General features: G+C 39.1%; 17 protein-coding genes. 5 read left to right on the plus strand and 12 right to left on the minus strand.

Annotation, left to right across the window (positions count from 1 at the left end; genetic code table 11):
* Positions 1–157: 157 nt before the first annotated feature.
* Positions 158–1,429 (minus strand): serine--tRNA ligase, encoded by a 1,272-nt coding sequence (gene serS, locus ACAN52_RS02375; RefSeq protein ID WP_378951633.1) that lies wholly within the window; start codon positions 1,427–1,429, stop codon positions 158–160.
* Positions 1,430–2,006: 577 nt separating this feature from the next.
* On the opposite strand from serS, the gene ACAN52_RS02380 reads away from it, so the two are divergent.
* From ACAN52_RS02380 to ACAN52_RS02390, 3 genes are all read left to right on the plus strand, one after another.
* Positions 2,007–2,285, plus strand: coding sequence for a TM1266 family iron-only hydrogenase system putative regulator (locus ACAN52_RS02380; RefSeq protein WP_378951636.1), 279 nt, complete (start codon positions 2,007–2,009; stop codon positions 2,283–2,285).
* Positions 2,278–3,702: a [FeFe] hydrogenase H-cluster radical SAM maturase HydG gene (gene hydG / locus ACAN52_RS02385; RefSeq protein WP_378951639.1), complete on the plus strand. Its 1,425-nt coding sequence runs from the start codon at positions 2,278–2,280 to the stop codon at positions 3,700–3,702. The genes ACAN52_RS02380 and hydG overlap by 8 nt, the downstream gene beginning before the upstream one ends.
* Before the next feature lie 208 nt (positions 3,703–3,910).
* Positions 3,911–4,966 carry a hypothetical protein gene (locus ACAN52_RS02390; RefSeq protein WP_378951641.1) on the plus strand — a complete coding sequence of 352 codons (1,056 nt, stop codon included), beginning with the start codon at positions 3,911–3,913 and terminating at the stop codon, positions 4,964–4,966.
* Here ACAN52_RS02390 and ACAN52_RS02395 read toward each other — a convergent pair.
* Complete coding sequence (locus ACAN52_RS02395) at positions 4,942–5,808, minus strand: NAD(P)/FAD-dependent oxidoreductase (RefSeq protein ID WP_378951644.1); 867 nt, start codon at positions 5,806–5,808, stop codon at positions 4,942–4,944. The two genes, ACAN52_RS02390 and ACAN52_RS02395, sit on opposite strands and share 25 nt — an antisense overlap.
* A gap of 38 nt (positions 5,809–5,846) precedes the next feature.
* On the opposite strand from ACAN52_RS02395, the gene ACAN52_RS02400 reads away from it, so the two are divergent.
* Positions 5,847–6,155: a hypothetical protein gene (locus tag ACAN52_RS02400; RefSeq protein ID WP_378951647.1), complete on the plus strand. Its 309-nt coding sequence runs from the start codon at positions 5,847–5,849 to the stop codon at positions 6,153–6,155.
* Between the two features lie 117 nt (positions 6,156–6,272).
* Here the strand turns inward: ACAN52_RS02400 and serC are convergent, their stop codons facing one another.
* Genes serC through serA form a run of 3 tightly spaced genes read right to left on the minus strand, consistent with a single transcriptional unit; the run spans position 6,273 to position 10,211 of the window.
* A complete protein-coding gene (serC, locus tag ACAN52_RS02405) occupies positions 6,273–7,361 on the minus strand; it encodes a 3-phosphoserine/phosphohydroxythreonine transaminase (RefSeq protein ID WP_378951650.1) in 1,089 nt (362 codons plus the stop codon).
* Position 7,362: 1 nt separating this feature from the next.
* Complete coding sequence (locus ACAN52_RS02410) at positions 7,363–8,613, minus strand: DUF1015 domain-containing protein (RefSeq protein ID WP_378951653.1); 1,251 nt, start codon at positions 8,611–8,613, stop codon at positions 7,363–7,365.
* Between the two features lie 11 nt (positions 8,614–8,624).
* A complete protein-coding gene (gene serA, locus ACAN52_RS02415) occupies positions 8,625–10,211 on the minus strand; it encodes a phosphoglycerate dehydrogenase (protein ID WP_378951656.1) in 1,587 nt (528 codons plus the stop codon).
* A gap of 535 nt (positions 10,212–10,746) precedes the next feature.
* Here serA and ACAN52_RS02420 point away from each other — a divergent pair.
* Positions 10,747–11,250 (plus strand): flavin reductase family protein, encoded by a 504-nt coding sequence (locus ACAN52_RS02420; RefSeq protein ID WP_378951659.1) that lies wholly within the window; start codon positions 10,747–10,749, stop codon positions 11,248–11,250.
* 90 nt (positions 11,251–11,340) lie between these two features.
* Here ACAN52_RS02420 and ACAN52_RS02425 read toward each other — a convergent pair whose 3' ends face one another.
* From ACAN52_RS02425 to ACAN52_RS02455, 7 genes are all read right to left on the minus strand, one after another.
* Positions 11,341–12,039, minus strand: coding sequence for a DUF2225 domain-containing protein (locus ACAN52_RS02425; protein WP_378951661.1), 699 nt, complete (start codon positions 12,037–12,039; stop codon positions 11,341–11,343).
* Positions 12,040–12,219: 180 nt separating this feature from the next.
* Positions 12,220–13,944 carry a thiol reductant ABC exporter subunit CydC gene (cydC, locus tag ACAN52_RS02430; RefSeq protein WP_378951664.1) on the minus strand — a complete coding sequence of 575 codons (1,725 nt, stop codon included), beginning with the start codon at positions 13,942–13,944 and terminating at the stop codon, positions 12,220–12,222.
* Positions 13,941–15,671, minus strand: a complete 1,731-nt coding sequence (cydD, locus tag ACAN52_RS02435) for a thiol reductant ABC exporter subunit CydD (protein ID WP_378951667.1) — start codon at positions 15,669–15,671, stop codon at positions 13,941–13,943. The genes cydC and cydD overlap by 4 nt, the downstream gene beginning before the upstream one ends.
* A gap of 131 nt (positions 15,672–15,802) precedes the next feature.
* Positions 15,803–18,670 carry an FAD-binding and (Fe-S)-binding domain-containing protein gene (locus ACAN52_RS02440; RefSeq protein WP_378951670.1) on the minus strand — a complete coding sequence of 956 codons (2,868 nt, stop codon included), beginning with the start codon at positions 18,668–18,670 and terminating at the stop codon, positions 15,803–15,805.
* A 132-nt stretch (positions 18,671–18,802) separates the two neighbouring features.
* Positions 18,803–19,807, minus strand: coding sequence for a cytochrome d ubiquinol oxidase subunit II (gene cydB, locus ACAN52_RS02445; RefSeq protein WP_378951673.1), 1,005 nt, complete (start codon positions 19,805–19,807; stop codon positions 18,803–18,805).
* Positions 19,798–21,183, minus strand: coding sequence for a cytochrome ubiquinol oxidase subunit I (locus ACAN52_RS02450; RefSeq protein WP_378951676.1), 1,386 nt, complete (start codon positions 21,181–21,183; stop codon positions 19,798–19,800). The genes cydB and ACAN52_RS02450 overlap by 10 nt, the downstream gene beginning before the upstream one ends.
* A 24-nt stretch (positions 21,184–21,207) precedes the next feature.
* Positions 21,208–21,615: an RrF2 family transcriptional regulator gene (locus ACAN52_RS02455; RefSeq protein WP_378951679.1), complete on the minus strand. Its 408-nt coding sequence runs from the start codon at positions 21,613–21,615 to the stop codon at positions 21,208–21,210.
* Between the last annotated feature and the right edge of the window lie 91 nt (positions 21,616–21,706).

A 21,706-nucleotide genomic window follows, 5' to 3' on the forward strand; every position in this document is an offset into this window, starting at 1 on the left:
AAAAAGAATTGATTTGTGCCAAATCTTCAGATGCAGGCAGAAGTCTTAGTCGTTCTTACGTGAAACCCTAGAAAGTGCTATACTTTCTGATTACGTAAATAAAAGAGATGGGCTGCCGCACTAAGAAATTAGTGTGACGACCCATCTCTTTTATTTTTTATTTACTAATGACATCAACACCCATATATGAGCGTAATACTTCAGGTACAATGACTGAGCCATCAGGCTGCTGATAGTTTTCTAAAATAGCTGCGACGGTGCGTCCAATAGCAAGTCCTGAGCCATTTAATGTATGTACAAATTCAGGTTTCGCCTTTGGTTCCCGACGGAACTTAATGTCAGCGCGACGAGCTTGAAAATCTTCAAAGTTAGAGCATGAAGAAATCTCTCTATACGTATTAAAACTTGGTAACCATACTTCAAGATCATAAGTCTTAGCTGATGAGAAACCTACATCACCGCTACAGAGTGCCATACGGCGATAAGGCAATCCTAGTAACTCAAGGATACGTTCCGCATTTTTAGTTAACTTTTCTAATTCATTATAGGATTCTTCAGGTAAGGAAAATTTAACCATTTCAACTTTGTTGAACTGATGTTGACGGATAAGTCCGCGAGTATCACGACCAGCTGATCCTGCTTCAGCTCGGAAACAAGCACTATACGCTGTATAATACAAGGGCAAATCCTTAGCATCAAGAATTTCACCACGATGAAAATTGGTAATCGGCACTTCAGCCGTTGGAATGAGATAATAATCTAAGCCTTCTAACTTAAACATATCTTCTGCGAATTTCGGAAGTTGTCCTGTCCCCATCATACTATCTTTATTAGCAATGAATGGTGGAAAAAATTCCGTATAACCATGTTCACGTGTATGCATATCAAGCATGAAGTTAATTAAAGAACGTTCTAACCGAGCGCCAAGGCCTCGATAAAAAGTAAAACGTGCTCCAGTTACTTTGCTGCCTCGTTCAAAATCAAGTATATTTAATTTTTCGCCAATTTCCCAGTGAGCGAGAGGTTGAGTTTCAAAGACAGGCAATGTCCCCCAAGTGTGCATTTCTACATTACTATTTTCATCCTGGCCAACAGGTACAGACTCATGAAGCATATTAGGAATATTTATGATAATCGTTTGTAGTGCTGATTCTACTTCTTTGACCTTAGCATCGATCTCAGTAATTTGATCACCAACGAGGCGCATCTCAGCTACCAACTCATCAGCATTTTCCTTCGCTCTTTTTAACCGGCTGATTTCTTGGGACACAGTATTACGATTATTTTTAAGTGTCTCAACCTGGCTGAGTAACACCCGGCGCTCTTTCTCTAGTGCTAAAAATTCATCTAAGCTAAGATTATTTCCGCGATTCATTAATGCCTGTTGAACAACTTCCATATTATCGCGAACAAATTTAATGTCAAGCATGTTTCCGACCCCCTATTAATATAAAAAACGTACCTTCCTTCTTGAACCGTGAAGGCTCTATGAATCCTAAGGGTACGCAAGATCTCATTTAAAAATAACCCTTTACTTCCTCTATGTATATCGTCTACGATTATCATAGAATTCCTACACTGACAAAATCTACATTGTATTACAATATAAAACTCCCGCCTGCAATCCAGAAGCGAGAGTTTTTGCCCGCATAGGACAGGCCATATAGAGCATTACAGAGCAAGTGAAAGCTATTTTAATAGTATTCACTATTATATTCTACAGTATTCACCATTTGTTGTAAAGGACTTCCACAAACCTGACGAAAGATCCCCTGAGGACTAGATATAAAGAGACTATCGGTTATGATAAAAATATTGTATAATCAAATTATCTAACAAATTGTGTGGCATCAACCTCATATTTTGAAGGAGACTTATACATATCTAAAATCTGCAAGCAAGGGCAAAGCCTACGCACAGGATGGCGAAATCACCAGGATTTTTTTAAGCCTTCTTTTGCTATGTGCAAAGGGAGGCTTATGTTATTCACTAGGGGGAGGGATCGTATGCTTAAACGTATTGGCGTGGTAGGAATTGTTATTAATGAACCAAAAACCATTGTTGATAAAGTAAACTTGATCATTAGTAACTATAGTCATCTGATCATTGGTCGAATGGGAATTCCAAAACATGAAGAGCAAATCGGCGTGATCGCTCTCATCGTTGAAGGCAATACAGATGACATCGGTGCATTGACTGGTAAACTAGGCAACCTCCCTGGTGTAATTGTCAAATCTGCCCTTACTGCGAAAACAACAAACAAGGGGGATATTTCTAATGATTAATAATGAACAACGTACATCCGATGCTTTTATTGATGATGCTCTCATCAATACCTTACTCACTGAGGCAAAGACAAAATCCAAGGATCAAGAACTTGTTCGGAGTATTATTAGTAAAGCTGGTAAATATCAAGGACTATCAGCAGGTGAGGTTGCCATCTTATTAGAGGTAACCGATTCGCAGCTTTTACAAGAAATATTCACCACCGCTTGTGAAGTAAAAAAAGCCATCTACGGTACTCGCATTGTATTATTTGCCCCGCTTTATATTTCCAGCCACTGCGTAAATAACTGTTTATATTGCGGTTATCGATATGACAATAAAGAGCAATTACGCCGTCGCCTCTCCATGGATGAAATAAAAGAAGAAGTTGAAATATTAGAATCCCTCGGTCACAAACGTCTTGCAATAGAGGCGGGCGAAGACCCTATTAATTGCGATATTGATTATGTAGTGGATGCAATTAAGGCAGTTTACAGCGTTAAAGATGGTAATGGCAGTATTCGTCGTGCAAATGTCAATATTGCAGCTACCACAATTGAAGAATATAAGAAATTAAAAGATGTCGGCATTGGAACTTATATTTTATTCCAAGAAACCTATCATCGCCCAACCTATGCTGCACTTCATCCAAACTCGATTAAGAATGATTATAACTGGCATACGACTGCTATGGATAGAGCCATGAAAGCAGACATTGACGATGTCGGCATTGGTGTACTTTATGGTTTGTATGATTATAAATATGAAACTGTCGCTATGTTTCTACATGCTGAACATCTTGATAAGGACTGTGGTGTAGGACCACATACGATCTCGGTACCACGCCTGCGCCCTGCCTCTGGCATGTCACTGGAGAATTTTCCTCATTTAGTCAGCGACGATGACTTTGATAAAATTGTTGCCATTATTCGCCTCGCTGTACCTTACACAGGTATGTTATTATCCACCCGCGAAAGCGCCGAACATAGAGACAAGCTTATTACCTATGGTATTTCACAAATTAGTGCGGGCTCCTGTACTGGTGTCGGTGGTTATCATGAAATTTATAAAGAACATAATTCTGCTAATGGCATGCAATTCGAAACTGGGGATAATCGTTCTCCTAATGAAGTCGTTCGTATGTTATGTGATACTGGCTATATTCCAAGTTTTTGTACCGCCTGCTATCGTCAGGGACGCACTGGTGACAGATTTATGACCTTAGCTAAAAGCGGCGAAATCCAAAATGTTTGTCAGCCGAATGCCCTATTAACCTTTAAAGAATATCTCATGGATTATGCTGACGCACAAAGTAAGGAAAAAGGTAAAGACACAATTGAACGAAATTTAGCTGCCATTAAAAATGAAGAGTTACGCCGTGAAACGGCTAAACGCCTTATGCAAATTGAAGAAGGCGTTCGCGATTTATTTTTTTAAGCAAAGTATAAAGAACAGGTCACGTAATGGAGAAAAACCCATTACATGACCTGTTTTTTTACAGAATGAAAAAGCATTTCCATCAAGACTTCTGCTTAAGTCTAAAGACTTGGTATAAGCCAAGTCTTTTCTTATAAATCCTTCATATTATTAGATCCTCTTACATAAAAAGAAAGTAACTGAGTTTTTAATACTAAGGAGGAATGCCATGAACACTCGTACAATATCAAATATCATCAAAATCTCTGCAACATACGCAGGTACGATTATGGGTGCCGGCTTTGCCTCAGGCCAGGAATTAACTCAATTTTTTGTTGTGTATGGTAGTATGGGTCTGGCAGGCCTACTGATAACCTGTTGCCTATTCTCTTGGCTTGGTATCCAAATTTTAGAAATCAGTTATAAAATCAAAGCGACCAGTTATCATGAATTATTATATTATGTATGCGGAAAAAAAATCGGACTTTGTTTAGATATGATGATTACAGCATTTCTCTTTGGAGTATTAACAGTGATGCTCGCAGGAGCTGGGACACTCTTTCAAGATACCTTCAATTTATCTTATTCATTAGGTCTAGGTATCATGTCCTTTGGACTGATCACCACCCTCCTCTGTGGGCTAAAAGGCATTACCACTGCAAACATCATCATAACGCCTCTACTAACCGTCACGATCATTATCATCGCTCTCTATTCCTTATACCATCACCAGATCAATCTAGGGATGCTAACCCTCCCAGCACAGACTACAGCCTTACCAGCTCCCCACTGGCTATTGGCTAGCTTTCTTTATCTTTCTTACAATCTGATTATGAGTGCCGCCGTACTTGTTCCACTAGGTGCACGCATTACACAACGAAAATCTCGTATCTGGGGTAGTATCGCAGGTGCTCTATTATTAATGATTCTCGCAGGGTTAATCACAATTGTCGTTCTAATCCATTATCCTGAATCCGTGGAGCAGGAAATCCCCATGCTCTTCATTGCACATTCTCAGCATACCTTACACCATGCCAGCTACATTTTCATCTTTCTGGCTTCCATTTATACGACAGGGCTCGCCAGTCTCTATGGCTGCGCTACTAAACTCACTGCAGTAACCCATCTCTCCACTATAAATAGTCTGTTCATTTTAGTTGCTCTTAGCCTCATCCTTAGCTACATAGGATTCGCCAATCTAATTGCCATTCTCTTTCCCCTCTTTGGTTACAGTACATTATGGTTTACGTGTAAATTACTTTATTTATCTTTTTTTCCGAGATAATTAATGGCACTTAATACGGCAGTGAGTCCCTCACCAGTGGCTTTAGCAATTTGCCAAGGTCTACCTGTACAATCACCAGCTGCAAAAACTCCGGGGATATTCGTTGACATATCTCGATTCACTTTGATCACTTCGCCCTCAAGTTCAAGACCTGGCAACACATTCTCTACAGGATCAGACTGCCTAATAATAAATACACCATGAACATTCAAACTTTCCTTTGTCATCACTAAATTTTCTACCACCACATCGCCCGTAATGGCTTTAGGTTTATCATGAATCAACTTAATATCAGAACGTATGCTAGGAATGTCTTTATATTGAGGCAAATAATAGACTGTACGACATAATTCTTGCAAATAATCAGCTTCATGTTCCCCTTCTTCCGAATAAGAAATGACCGCTACATCTTTACCACGATACATCATACCATCACAAGTCGCACAATAGCTGACTCCCCGCCCTAGGAAATCTTTTTCACCACTAAATAAAGTAGTGGCTACAACACCCGTTGCAATAATCACAGTCCGCGCTTCATAAGTATTACCAGGTGTAAGCAAAGTAAAAATATGATCTCCAGGAAAAATATTAACAACTTTTTCTTTGATTACAGTGGGGTTATGAGCCATACAATGAGATATAAATTGCTGCATCATACCATTCCCGGTAACTTGCGGCATTCCTAAATAATTATCAACAATGTGAGCTTTTTGTAATTTTTTGCTGTGATCCATATGTTCAAAGATAGCAACGCTTTTATTCCGAATACGCCCAGTAAGAGCTGCCGATAGACCTGCTGGCCCCCCGCCAATAATGGCAACATCAAAGATTTCCTTAGACATTTTTAGTTCCTCCTTTAAATTAGGATCGAGGTGATTTCATGTATAATCATACCGTTACACGTCTGGCTTATCGACCGATCTGTTTCATTATGTTTGTTAGTGGTATCTGCATCGGTACACTACTTGGTTTACTCTTCATCCTTATGGACCAAACCGCTGTAGGCATTTTAGCCGGCACATTTATCGCCTTGATAACAGGACTGTATTCTGCTTTCTTCGGTCTTATTTATACGGTAATATTTAATTTATTAGCACCTGCGATGGGCGGAATCCCTCTTGAAATTTCTCCATTACCATCCATAGCCAAAAAGGATGAAATCGCACAAGTACAAGATTCGACCTTATAGTACTTATTGCTATATTTTACCCAAATCTCTAATAATCCTGCATGCAAATACAAAAGAAATAATTAAAGCGGAAGACAGGTTCTCTGTGCTTCCGCTCTAATTATATAGACTATTAAATTATCCGTTTTTCCGTTGGAATTCGATCATGAAATCCTTTAATCCTTGGCAACCAGCTACAGGCATCGCATTATAGATAGAAGCCCTGAGTCCGCCTACAGAACGGTGTCCCTTGAGTCCAACAAGTCCAGCTTGTTCAGCCTCTTTCGCAAATGTTTTTTCTAGATCTTCATTCGGCAGGCGGAAGGTAACGTTCATAAGAGAACGACTACCTAGGTCAGCATGACCACGATAGAAACCGCCACTTTGATCAATGGTATCATATACAAGACCAGCTTTTAGAGTATTACGTTGTCCAATACCCACTAATCCACCTTGTCCTTTGAGCCATCGTAGTACCAAATTCAACATATAAACTGAAAATGCTGGTGGTGTGTTATAAAGTGAGTCATTCTTTGAGTGGGTTTCATAACGCATCATCGCAGGAATCGTTTTAGGGTTATTTTCTAGCAAGTCTTTACGAATGATTACAACCGTTACCCCTGAAGGACCCAAGTTTTTTTGAGCTCCAGCATAAATCAATGCAAAATTTTCAGCATTAAAAGGTTTATTCAAAATATCTGAAGACATATCAGCAATGAGTGGGACCTGGCCAAAGCTAGGTAATTCATTCCATTGTGTACCAAAGATAGTATTATTAGAAGTAATATGAACATAAGCAGGATTATCACTTAACTGAATTTCATCCATATTCGGAATACGCTTATAATTACCTTCAGCAGTAGTTGCCGCTACATGAGTTGTACCAAATAATTTGGCTTCTTTCAGAGCTTTTTCTGACCAAGCACCTGTCAATATATAATCTGCAGTGCGACCTGGAGATAAGAAGTTCATTGGTATCATAGCAAATTGAGTACTAGCACCACCTTGCACAAATAGTACACGGTAATTATCCCCAATACCTAGAAGTTCTTTCATATTGGCCTCAGCTTCAGCGTTGATCGCTTCATAAGCTTTAGAACGATGGCTAGTCTCTAAAATAGACATCCCTGTTTGCTGATAATTTAAGAATTCAGCTTGCGCCTCAACCAATACTTCAAGAGGAAGTACTGCTGGGCCTGCGCTAAAATTAAAAACACGATTATTCATCCTAATTCCCTCCATTTATCATGTGCACAACCATAGCATCTCTAAGTTTAGGCTCAAACCAAGTCGATTTAGGTGGCATAATTTCTCCAATATCAGCGATCGCCATTAACTCTTTGATAGAAGTAGGGAACATGGAGAAAGCGACAGCATACTCGCCATTATCAACTAAACGTTCTAATTCTTTAATACCTCGAATCCCACCAACAAAATTGATGCGATTATCAGTACGAAGATTAATAATTCCTAAAACAGGCTTCAGTAAATTTTCCTGCAATATGCTTACATCTAGCTTTCCGACAGGGCTAGTTTCATCATATGTTCCAGGTTTAGCTACCAATTTATACCATGCTTTATTCAGATACATGCCAAAATAATGAGGATATTCAGCTTTGCATGATAAACGAGTGCATGGTTCAATATTAAATTTTTCTTGTACTTTCGCTAAAAATTCAGCTTCAGAAAGACCATTTAGATCTTGTACAACGCGATTATAATCTAAGATTTTAGTCATGTTATGTGGCACTAAAACCGTTAGAAATCTGGTATAAGCTTCATCACCAATATGCTCTGGATTTTTTTTGTTTATATTATAGACATGGCTAGCTGCAGCTAAGCGATGATGACCATCTGCAATATACAACGTTTCAATCCGCTCAAATGCTTGTTCAATTCCTCTGATTCTAGCAGCTTCATCCACAATATATAAAGAATGACGATTTTCATCACTCGTTACAAAATCATATACTGGTGGTTTATTCATACATTGGGCGATAAGAGCATTAATATGGTCATTTCCCCGATATGTCAAAAATATTGCACCCGTTTGGGCCTCTGTCCCTATAATATTTTTAATACGATCTTGTTCTTTATCTGGTCTAGTTAGCTCATGTTTCTTAATGATATTCTGTTGATACTCTTCGACGGATGCCGTAGCCACTAAACCCACTTGGATATGTGTACCCATTTGTTGTTTGTATACATAAAAACATGGTTTTTGATCTTGAACTAAAATACCCTTCTCGATAAACTCGCGAAGATTTTCCCCTGCTTTTTCATAGACTTTATCTGAATAGATATCCACATCTGGTTCTAGATCCACTTCAGCTTTAGTCACTCGTAAAAAGCTATATGGATTATTGGCAGTGATTTGTCTAGCTTCATCCGAATTCATTACATCATAAGGTAATGAAACAACCTGTTGTGCCAACTCCGGCACAGGTCTCAGTCCGCAAAAAGGTCTTATCGTAGCCATACTTTTTCCTCCTAAATTGCACTAAAGTTAACTAATTTAGCGCCTAATATTCCATCAACTGCGTTAAATTTGAGCATAACGGATGCAGGGATATCAGAATCTACGCCCATAACCATGATATTGGTACCAGCAACTTCTGTACGTCCAACTTGCATGCTATCAATATTGATTCCAGCATTGCCAAGAACTGTACCAACCGTACCGATAATACCTGGTCGATTGATATGTGGGCCAACAATCAGCCATCCCCGCGGATCAACATCTACACGGTAAGCATCAATCATAACAATACGACCTTCTTCATGACCAAACAAAGTTCCTGCTACAGTATGGCTTTTTTTGTCGGTATGCACACATACTGTAATTAGATTAGAGAAATTAGCCGCCTCTTTGCTTTTTACTTCACGTATTTTTATACCACGAGATTTAGCAACCCCGGGAGCATTCACGTAATTAATATGTTCAGTCAAAATAGAATTTAATAATCCTTTAATAACTGCAGTCGTTAACATTTTGGTATCGACTTCACTAATTTCACCATTATACTCAATATCAACGGCACTAATACGACCTTCAGCTAAATTAATAGCTAGGCAACCCATTTTTTCCGCTAAATTAAAGTACGGACGAATAACATCTAATGTATGAGACTGAATTGGTGCCATATTAACAGCCGTAGAGATCGGTTCTCCTTTAAGTACTGCCATAATACCAATTGCGACATCCACTGCAACACCAACTTGAGCTTCTGCTGTTGATGCTCCTAAATGTGGAGTTACAATGACTTTATCGAGTTTCAGTAATGGATGATTTGGATCAACTGGTTCTTGTTCAAAAACATCAATTGCAGCCCCAGCGACAATTCCTTGCTCAACAGCTTCTGCCAAATCCAGTTCATTGACAACACCGCCGCGAGCACAGTTAACGATACGTACACCTGGCTTCATTTTAGCAAAAGTCTCTTTATTTAAAAGATTTTTAGTTTCATTGGTTTTTGGTAAGTGAAGTGTAATAAAATCAGCAACAGGGAAAATATCTGCCAGTTCAACAAGTTTAATCCCCAGAGCTTCAGCTTGTTCATGACTAATGAAAGGATCATAGGCAACAATATTCATTTCCATAGCAAGTGCCCGTTTAGCAACACCGCTACCAATACGACCCAAGCCTAGAATTCCTAATGTTTTTCCGCGCATCTCAACACCCATCATTTTACTGCGCAACCATTTTCCATCTTTCAAGCTTGCATGAGCTTGAGGAATATTACGAGCTAAAGAAAGCATCATTGCCATAGTATGCTCAGTAGCTGCGATTGTATTTCCTTCTGGAGCATTTAATACAACAATTCCTTTTTGTGTTGCCGCAGGCACATCAATATTATCAACGCCAACCCCTGCACGACCAATTACTTTCAAATTAGCTGCTGCTTCAATTACAGCTTTGGTTACCTTGGTTTCACTACGTACTACTAATGCATCATACTCAGGGATAATACGGATTAATTCTTCAATTGGTAGTTGTGTTTTCACATCTACCTCATATTCTTTTTGTAACAACTCCACACCTTGTTGGGAAACTGGATCACTCACTAAAATTCTCATAATACCCTCCATATCTTTTATTCATTAGAAATATACAATTGTTAAATACAAAATTACAACATAATACCGATCTACGGGTAAATAAAAAAAGCCCTCATCCCACACAGGGACGAGAACTACTCCCGCGTTGCCACCCAAATTGCCTATACGGCCAACTCTATCCACTATATCGGGCGGAACCCGTCTTAATTCATCATTAGCCATTCGAGGGCGGAACTAACTGTGAAAATGACCGACTTACACCAACTGTCGGCTCTCTGTACACTCAGCACACTCAGCTTCCCTTTCATTATGTTTAACTATTTAGCTTAGTTCATTATATTTTATCCCAGCTTTAAAGTCAAGTGTATTTTTGGAGAAAACAATTTTTCTTTTTCATGCATTTTATTGAGTTTTTGAGACGAGAACTGTTAAGGACTGCGTCTTATTAATTGTAAAAATAGAGATTCCATCTTTTAAACAGGAATAATAGATTTCAGCAAGAATAGTAATAGAAGATATGAATCAATATAAATTATACATAGGAGGCAATCAAATGAGCAAAGATGTAGCATATAATGACTATGCAAAAGAGACCATTGAAATATTAAGTAAAGGTGCCTTTCTAACCACTGAAGTTGATGGTATCATCAACACAATGACAATTGCTTGGGGTAACGTTGGTTTTATGTGGGGCAAACCAATATTCACGGCAATGGTTAGACCCTCCCGTTTTACCTATCAATGTCTTGAGAAAAGTGGTCAGTTTACAGTAAGCATCCCTTTCAAAGATATGAGTAAAGCTCTTGGTGTTTGTGGTTCACAATCTGGGCGAGACGGCAACAAGTTAATCACTGCCAACTTAACAACGCACCCAGGCAAGAAAATTTCCACTCCAGTCATCGCTGATTGCGGACTCCATTATGAATGCAAAGTTGTCTATAAACAAGAAATGTTACCCGAACAACTTGCCACAGATTTACAGGAAAAATGGTATGCCACCGGTAATTATCATACCTTATTTTTTGGAGAAATTGTAGCTACCTATATTGATGAATAAGAATACGATCGATACAAATTCTCTAATGTATTGATCTATAGAATCGTGTAAGGAAAGACTTGGATTTTAATGACCAAGTCTTTTTTTTATCTATTTTTCATCTTCTGATTGATCTGGTGTTGTTTTTTCAATAGCCCTAATTTCTTGCCAAAGATCACGAGCTAAATCTGCAATTCGTTTTTCTATTTTTGCAAGGGGACTTGATACAATTCTGCTAAGATATAACTTAGCTTTATCTCCATCTCCTGTACGCCATAATAGATCAGCAACCAGATACATGACTGTTAGTTCTGAAAGATTGCCAATCGGCATCCGTTCTTTTGACAATGCCAAGTCATAGGACGCACATGCCTTAGCTAGTACTTTCTTTTCTTCATCAACTTGACCACTTTCACGGTATAACCAAGCTAATCTTAATTGTAGCGCCGCTATTTTACTGGCAGGGAAGCCCAACATTTCAGTGTAAAAAATAGCAAGCTGATAACTCACAATGGCCTGTTCGCGTGTTCTTATTCCGCATAAATTAACCTTTACATCCCGACCATATAAAAAGGCTTTCATGCGCGTTGCCATGACCGGCGCAAGATTTGTAAATTCATTCTCTTGAGCCGCATATCCACAATGTGGACAAACCCACACTGTATAATAATAAGGATTTATATCTTTATAATAAGCACAAAAATCAGTATCTTGTTTAATCAGAGATAAACGTGAACGCACGAATGTCACTTCGAATTTTTCTTCACATACAGCACATTGCTTCTCGACAAAATATAATGCATCAGCCACTTACTTACCCCCATATACATTGCTTAAAAATTCAATTTTTAAGCTTTACTTTATAATCAAGTTATCCTCGGATTTCGCTCTTGTATAACTAGAAATTAAAATAACCAAATCTCAGCTAAACACGACTAAGATTCAGATGGAGTTAACACTTCATCTGAATCAAATCGTCTCTATAAAATATTATAACACATCATGTTGTAAATGCCATAACTGATAAAATAATTGTTGCTTAGCCAATAGTCCTGACTGCTGGCCTTGCTCTACAATACGACCAGATTCCAAAACTATAATCTCATCCATCATCTCAAGTCCCGTTAAACGATGTGTAATTATAATTGTGGTACGCCCTACCATGAGTTTCTTAATTGTTTCCATAATGAGTTGCTCGGTCAAAGCATCGAGTCCAACGGTTGGTTCATCTAAAATAAGTATGGGTGCATTTTTTAGAAGAGCTCTCGCAATGGCAATCCTTTGTCTCTCTCCTCCTGATAAAGCATAACCGTTTTGCCCAACCATTGTGTCATAACCTTGAGGTAAACCTGCAAGAAAAGCATCCATTTCCGCATGTTCAATTGCCTGATTAAGCTGTTCTTCGCTCGCATCAGGTTTAGCCAACCGTATATTGTCACGAATGCTAGCGTTAAATAAATGAGTTTGTTGTGATACTACGCCAAATATTGTACGTAACTGCTGAGCATTGTATTCCTTCAGTTCATGGTCACCTAACCGAATCGATCCTTGCTGATAATCCCAAAATCGCAAAAACAGATGAAGCAACGTACTTTTTCCTGCCCCACTTGGACCAACGATCGCTAAACGTTGCCCAACATCAATTGAAAAAGAAATATTATCAAGCACCAGTCGACTTTGCGAACTATAGCTAAAACTTAAATTTTTAACATCAATTTTTCCATGGGAGATATCTTCACGGCCAGTAACTTCGGATACTGCAGGTTCAGTATCAACAATCCTAAAAAGTCGTCGCGCAGCCGCTATACTTTCAGCTAAATAATGAATGGCCAGTGGCAACGGAAGTACTGCTTCAAAACTACTTTGCGCCGCTAGAACAATAACGGCTAAATAGACACCATTCATTTGTCCATCTTGTACCAAAGGAATGGTCAGATATAAAATCATCCAAACTGTGCTGTTTACAATCAACAAACCTAAGGCTTCTGTTAATCCTGATAACTTTGATACATAATTTTGCAGAGTAAAAAATCGTTGATTGATCCGATTCAGTATTTGAGCCTGTTGCTCAGTTTTTCCAAAAGCAGCTAGTTCTACAATACCAGTCATACTATCAACAAATTGAGCTCTAAGTTCACTGCGAGTCGCAACCAATTCATGAGCTCTATTTTTTTGCAGAAATTGTATTAAGATGGGTAATAAGAGACCAAGGATAAAAAAAGCTCCTATTAATAGATAAACCAAGTTCATACTATAGTGAGCTAAAAACAAACAGGTTCCAATTAATATAAGAATTGCAATCAGAGGTGGTGCGAGCACTCTAAGATAGAATTCTTTTAAAGTTTCTACATCACCGACGATTGTGCTCAAGAGTTCTCCACTCTGCCACTGCATTAAACGTGCTGGAGCTAATTTTTCAAGTTTTGTATAAAACCATACTCGGACGGTTCCTAATAGACGAAAAGTAGCATCATGAGATATATAACGTTCTAAATATCGAAAAACCGCCCGAGAAATACCAAAAAACCGCACCCCAACAATAGCAACGGATAGTTCCGTAATAGAAGGATGTAAGGCTGCACTCGAAATAAGGTAAGCTGAAGTAGCCAGTAAACCAATATTACTACCAATTGTCAGACAGCCAAAAATAAGGGCAACCAGCATGGCTGACCAAGCTGACCCTATGATGTTAAGTAAACGAATCAGAATATTCATACCCCACCTCTAAAAGCAGTGACTAAGTCATAATAACGACCACACTGATTCATCAATTCTTCATGGGATCCCATTTCTGCAATCTGGCCTTGATGAAAGACTACAATTGAATTTGTATGATAGACAGTACTCAAACGATGAGCAATAATTAAGACTGTACGCCCAATCTTAAGTCGTTGCAGAGCTTCATCAATGATGGCTTCATTGCGAGGATCAAGTCCTGCGGTAGCTTCATCTAATACTAAAAAGGGTGCATCTTGCAAAAATGCCCGCGCAATTGCAAGCCGTTTCCCTTGTCCACCACTGAGTCCCTGTCCACCTTCTCCTATCACCGTATCATACCCTTCAGGCAAATCCATAATAAATTCATGAGCACCCGCATGACGAGCAGCTTCCATTACTTCAGCTAAAGAGGCTTCCTCTCGCCCTAAGCGGATATTGTCAGCGACAGAACGATAAAATAAATGGGGCGACTGAGGTACGAAAGCCACATGCGCTAACCAATCTGCCTGATTGATCTTCGATAAAGAAATTCCATTTATATAAATTTCCCCTTGATCAGGAGTTATAAAATTCAGCAATAAACTGGCAAGTGTACTTTTGCCTGAACCGCTAGCTCCCACTAAAGCCACTTGTTGACCAGATTTAATTTCCAGGGAAATACCCCGTAGTGCAGGGCGTGTCCCACCATCATAAGCAAAGTGGATATTTTCAATCACAATATCTAGTTTTTCTTGTTTGGAAAATGGTATTACATCATTCATCTCAGTCTGATTTTTAGACAATGCTAATATACCAAAAATACGATCAGCGGCCGCAACCCCAGCCATACCCGCATGAAATTGTGTTCCTAACTGACGCAATGGTGAATAGAACTCTGGAGCCAATAATAACAGAAAAAAAGCCTGGGCAAATTCGATTTTAAAGTATAATAATTTAAGTCCAATGGTCACCGCCACTAATGCCGTACTAATCGTTGCGACTAATTCTAACACTAATGCTGATAGAAATGCGATTCTCAGTACACTCAATGTCGTATCACGAAACTCACTACTCATACGATGAATGACTTGTATCTGTTCAATGCTACGGCCAAAAATTTTTAAGATTGTTAAACCTTGTAGTACATCTAAAAAATGGGCACTGAGACGTGATAAAGTCTCCCACTGTTTTTTATTCATCGCTTCAGCCATACGGCCAATTAAGATCATAAAAATCGGAATTAAAGGTGCCGTTACGAGTAAAATAAATCCTGTACTCATATCTAGAGGAAAAACCCATGTCAAAATAACCATCGGTACTAATACCGCAGCAAATAACTGAGGGAGAAATTTTGCAAAATAAGGTTCGAGGTTTTCAATTCCTTCAAGAAATACATTAACCATTTCGCCCGTTTCTTGGCGCCTAGCATATATTGGTCCTAACTCTAATATACACTGGAGTAAACTCTGGCGAATATCGACTTTAATATAAGAAGCCAAACGATGGGCTACGCTTTCAATAAACCACACGACGACACTACGCAGGACCATGATTAAAAATAAAAGACTCATCCAGCCCCTTACGTCTGTGAAACTCAATTCATTTAGAAATACGCCATTTATAATTTTAGCCATATAGTCAGCTTGTAATACAACTAATACTCCTCCGCCCACTCCTAGCCCAACCAGCAAAGAAAATTGTCGTTTATGTTTATTCAACTGTTGCATAAGACGTTTATCAACCATATTCATACTCCTTTGTTCTAGGGGAACTGATAGGAACAAAAACATTATACCCTTTGATTTAGTAAAAGAAAAGACTCTGTTATCCAAATAAAGTCCCCTCTGCACCCTTGGGCAGAGGGGACTTTACCACATTATTTTTTAGCAGATGTACAACGATCGACTAAATAAACAATGGATTGATAGCTGATTCCGCTACGATGAGAAAGCCCCATCTCACAAGTACGACTGTTGGAATAGCCTGCACTACAATCAGCTGGTAAACAATCTTTGAGTTCTGATAAGGCAGATTCATTGAGTTCAGGGACTTCAAAGCCTTTATCTCCAGCAAAACCACAACATCTAACTTTTGCTGGCATAACAACTGTCGTCGCGCAAGCCTCTGCCACTTTTTTGAATTTTTCTTTAAGACCTAGTTTGGTTGAGCTACAAGTTACATGAACAGCAATCGTTTCAGGCTGTTTTTTAAACTCAAGCAGATCCATTAAATAATCATGAATAAACTCTAAAGGTTCAAACATTTTAAGCTTTTTGCTCATGACTTTTCTCATGCGATAGATACAAGGACTCGTATCACAAACAATTGGATATTCACCCTTATTGCTACATTCCAATAAAGCTTTTTCCAGTTCACCGCTCATATTATCAGCGGTTTCAAATAAACCTTTACTTTCAAAAGGCATACCGCAACATAATTTATCCATATCTGCCGGAAATATCACTTCATAACCGGCTTTTTCCATAAGATGAATCATAGCAGCACTTAGTTGGCGTTGATCTTTATCACCAGGAGCTGCACCGCCCATCGTCCGACTCACGCAACTTGGGAAGTATACGACCTTACGTCCTGCTACCCCAGGTTTGGACTTAGAAGGATCTGGTGTATTACCAGCACCAGCGATATAAGGAGTCCACTCTGGCATATGATTACCACTTAAAGAGCGTAGACCTTTTGTAATACTGCCCATCAGTGATGTACCAAGTATGGAATGAGCTAGGCTAGCAGTCGATAGGCCCAAACGAGCCATCGTTGTAACCCCTGAGAAATTCTTAGAAATCAATCGACCAATGGATTTTCCATTATCGCCCATAGCACGCGCTCGTTGATTTTTTGTGTAATCACCCGTATTAATGCCTACAGGACAGCTAGTCTGACACAAACCATCTGTCGCACATGTTTCATCACCAAAATAAACATAATCTTCTTCGAGACGTCTCAAGCGTTCATTATCTTCACCTGTGGTTTTAAGCCTTGAAATCTCACGTTGCACCACAATCCGTTGACGTGGCGTCAAGGTCAAATTTTTCGAAGGGCAGTTGATCTCGCAAAAACCGCATTCAATACATTTATCAATAATATCATCAGCCATTGGCATTGGTTTAAAATTTTGAAGATAAATTAACTGATTTTCAGTAATAATAACATCTGGATTTAGAATATTATCAGCATCAAATAAAGTCTTTAATTTCCGCATTAGAGTATAAGCCGCTTTGCCCCATTCAAACTCTACAAAAGGAGCCATGTTACGTCCTGTACCATGTTCAGCTTTCAGCGAGCCATGATATTTATCGACAACCATGTCACAAACATCATTAATGAGTCCTTTATACTTATCTACGGCTTCTGGAGTATCAAACTTCTCGGTCACTACGAAATGCACATTACCATCAAGAGCATGTCCATAGATAATTCCATCCGTATAATTATACTTATCCATAATATCTCTAAGTTCGAGGATCGCTTCAGCCAATCTTTCTTTAGGGAAAGCAACATCTTCAATAATAACTGTCGTTCCTGGTTTACGCATGCCACCAACAGCTGGGAAAATACCTTTGCGAATATACCATAATTTTTCATATTCGTATTTTACATCGGTAAAGGCAATGGGTAATACTGTAGGTATCGAAGCTAAACGTTCTTTTACACCCTCAATGAGACTTGTCAAAGCATCTTTTGTTTCTGTCCGTACTTCAACGAGCAAGGCCGCCGCTTTATCATCTAATGTTTTTAAATAGCTAGGCATAGTCGGTTCATCTTCAACAGATCTGAGTGAAGCGCGATCCATGAGTTCTGCAGCTGCTACTAACTCCCGATCAAGTTTCATTACTGCTAAACAAGCAGAATTCATATCAGGGAAAATGATCAAGGCTGAAGCTTTATGAGCATGCTCTACAACAGTTTTGTAGGTAATTTCAGTAATAAAGCCCAGTGTTCCTTCAGAACCAATCATCAAATGTTTAATGATATCAAAAGGATCAACAAAATCCACAAAGGAATTGATACCATACCCAGTCGTACATTTTATTTTAAATTTAAGCTGAATTAATTTTTTCAATTCTGGATTTGCATTAATCTCATCACGCAACTGTTCAATACCTTGAATGAGAGGTTGATGAGTTGCAACAAATTTACTCCGTGAAACTGGATCACCAGTATCTAAGACACTACCATCAGCAAAAATGATTTTCATATCTGCTAAAGTCTTATAACTATTGTCTGCAGTACCGCAGCACATACCACTTGCATTATTGGCGGCAATCCCACCAATCATGGCATTGTTAATCGTTGCTGGATCAGGTCCGATTTTGCGAGCGTATGGTCTCAAATAATCATTGGCTTCAGATCCGATAACACCTGGCTCTAATGATATGAGTCCCCCGTCATCACTAATCGAATACTTACTCCATCCGTGAGTTGCAACCAACAACACTGAATCAGTGATTGACTGACCAGATAAACTTGTTCCTGCCGCACGAAAGGTCACAGGTATTTTTGACTGATTGGCAACTTCTAAAATCATCGCCATTTCTTGTGGAGTATCGACTTTAATGACTAGCTTAGGCAGCATACGATAAAAGCTGGCATCAACACCATAAGCTAAGGTGCGAATTGGATCTGCAAAAACTCTAGCTTCAGGTATGAACTTTACAATAGCATGATAAAATCCCTTATATTTCTCAGGTAAACTCAAAATATCACTCGGCACAGTTTTTATACCCATGTCTATAGCCCCCTATTATATAAAATAGTTTTATGATTATTCCCTCTCTAAATATACCATAGCTCGCTATAATACACAAAAAAATCTACAAAATTCAACTTTTTTCGACTTTTCTTATATATTTTTTATCTTTTAGTATTCTAAATCCTTAGCATTAACACGTTTTCTAAACACCCAATAAGTCCAACCTTGATAAGCCAAGACAATTGGTACTAAGACCACTGCTGCAACAGTCATTATTTTCAAAGTATAGGGACTTGATGATGCATTATAAATGGTCAAATTCCATGCAGGGTTAAGGCTAGAGACCATGATGCGTGGAAATAATCCGCTAAAAAACGCTACCGTCGTAAAAACAATGGCAAATCCACTCATAGCAAAAGCCAATCCAAATTTTTTCACCCATAAGAGCCCATATGACAGGACAAAAACGACTACAGCTCCCCATAAAGCGATACTTGCGAGAGAACTTTTAAACAAATCCGTATTGGTATAAGTCAAACCTACCAAAAGTAAGAAGACAGCTGCCGCAGCAATTCCAATAACAGTAGCCGCTCTGCGCGCGCGTTCAATCAATTCACCCTCGACCTTTAATGTCAAAAACAAAGCTCCGTGGAACAAAAAGACTAGTAAAAATGCAACACCGCCAACCAGTGTGTAAGGGCTTAGCAAGTCAAAAAAGGTACCTACATACTGCATCTTGGCATTGATCGGCACACCTTTGATGAGATTCGTGACAGCAACACCCCATAACAGAGCCGGTACCGCACTACCAAAGAAGATCATCCAATCCCAAGTGCTACGCCATAAAGGGCTTTCATCTTTACTACGAAATTCAAACGCTACAGCTCTCACAATCAAAGCCGCTAGCATGAGAAATAAAGCTAAGTAAAAACCACTAAACATGGTGGCATACACATGAGGAAAAGCTGCAAATAATGCTCCCCCTGCCGTGATCATCCATACCTCGTTACCATCCCACACTGGACCAATGGAATTAATAATCACTCGTCTTTCCACATCATTTCTTCCTAAAAAGGGCAGTAGCATACCTACACCATAATCAAAGCCTTCAAGAAAGAAGAAGCCCGTAAATAACACACCGACTAACACAAACCATATCAACGTTAGTTCCATAATGTCGCCCCCTTCTTAGTGACCGTACTTAGAGAAGGTTTATGTTCTACAGGTCCCGCCACGACAAACTTTCGCACTAAATAGACTGTTGCTACCGCTAAGACTCCATATAATAAGGTAAAACCGATCAGCGAAATCCAAAGATCTGTTGTTGTCAAATTCGTCGATACAGCCTCACTTACTTTTTGTAATCCCACTACAATCCACGGTTGACGACCGCCTTCAGTCAAAATCCATCCTGTTGAATTCGCAAGATAAGGGACGGGTAAACTCCACAAGAGCAAATTCAGTATGGTTTTATTGCTTTCTAATTGTTTTCGATAGAGTAAAAGAGTACTCAGTGCTGCCAATGCAGCCATCCATAGGCCCGAAATGACCATAATACGAAAACTCCAGAAAGATTGAGTGACACGTGGAATGTAATTTCCTGGTCCATATTTTTTTTCAGCTTCTAACTGTAATTCTTTTATCCCTTTTACCTCACCCTTCATTTCATCATAGATGAGTAAGGATAATACGCCAGGAACACCAATCTCTGTCGTATTTCGCTGATTGCTTTCATCAGGTACTGCAATAATAGCAAAAGAAGCTGGATTTTCCGTTTCCCATAGAGCCTCCATCGCTGCCATTTTCATTGGTTGTTTTTTACCAATAAATTGAGCTTGTAAATGACCTGTACCCATCACTAGCACCGTACTCACCAGCATACAAACCAGACCAATTTTGATTGAAGGATTAAAAATAGATAAATGTCTTTGTTTTAATAAGTAGTACGCACTAATCGCAGAGACAAACACACCTGCTGTTACAAGACCGCCAAGCACAGTATGAGGAAATTGCCCCCATACATAAGGATTCATAATAAGAGCTGGAAAATCGACCATCTCAGCCCGCCCATTCTGCAAAGAATATCCAACTGGCGACTGCATAAAAGAATTCGCAGTCAAAATCCAAAAAGCCGATAAGTTACTGCTGAATGCTACAATCCAAATGCAGAGTAGATGTACTTTCTTTGATAACTTATCCCAGCCAAAAATCCATAGACCAAGAAAAGTCGACTCTAGGAAAAAAGCTGTCAAGGCTTCCATCGCTAGAGGAGCCCCAAAAATATCCCCCATAAATCGGGAATATTCGGCCCAGTTCATACCAAACTGAAATTCTTGAACAATTCCTGTAGCCACACCCATTGAAAAGTTGACTAAAAATAACTTCCCCCAGAACTGAGTCATTTTTTTGTACATCTCATTCCCTGTTCGGACATACATTGTTTCCATCATGGCGATCAAAATTGTCAATCCTAATGTGAGCGGTACAAATAAGAAATGGTACACTGTCGTAATGCCAAATTGCCATCGTCCCAATAAAATCTCTTCCATATTTTCCCCCTACCTCTCCTCATTTTACTTGTTAATCATTTCTGCAAAATTGACCTTAGCAAGTGACTGGATAAAATTACTTTGTATAACAGCGAGTGCAGCATGGACAGGACATTGATTCGCACACTGCCGATTGCAAGCATCATGATCTTTTAAGCAACGTTGTAAATCAATCGGCCCTTCCATGACAGTAATGATATCCAGTAAACTGATTTCGACTGCTGACTTTGCCAAAGCAAATCCCCCATCAGTTCCCCGATAAGATTTTATCACCTCTCCTTTCGTCAAAGCTCTCATTACTTTTTGTAAAAACCCAGCCGGTATGTTTTGCTCTTCAGCAATCGTCTGGCTATTTGCAATCACTCCTTCGGGTAAGCCCGCTAAATGCATAATGACCCGAAAAGCATAATCAGTTCCTTGATTAAACTGCATGGAATCACCACCTTTATTAATCTATACCGTACCAGTATAGTATTAATTATATTTTACTCCTGCAGTTAGGATCCGTCAATGTTTTTTTAAC

It is taken from the genome of Pelosinus sp. sgz500959, from assembly GCF_042610375.1.
Taxonomy (GTDB): domain Bacteria; phylum Bacillota; class Negativicutes; order DSM-13327; family DSM-13327; genus CTSoil-075.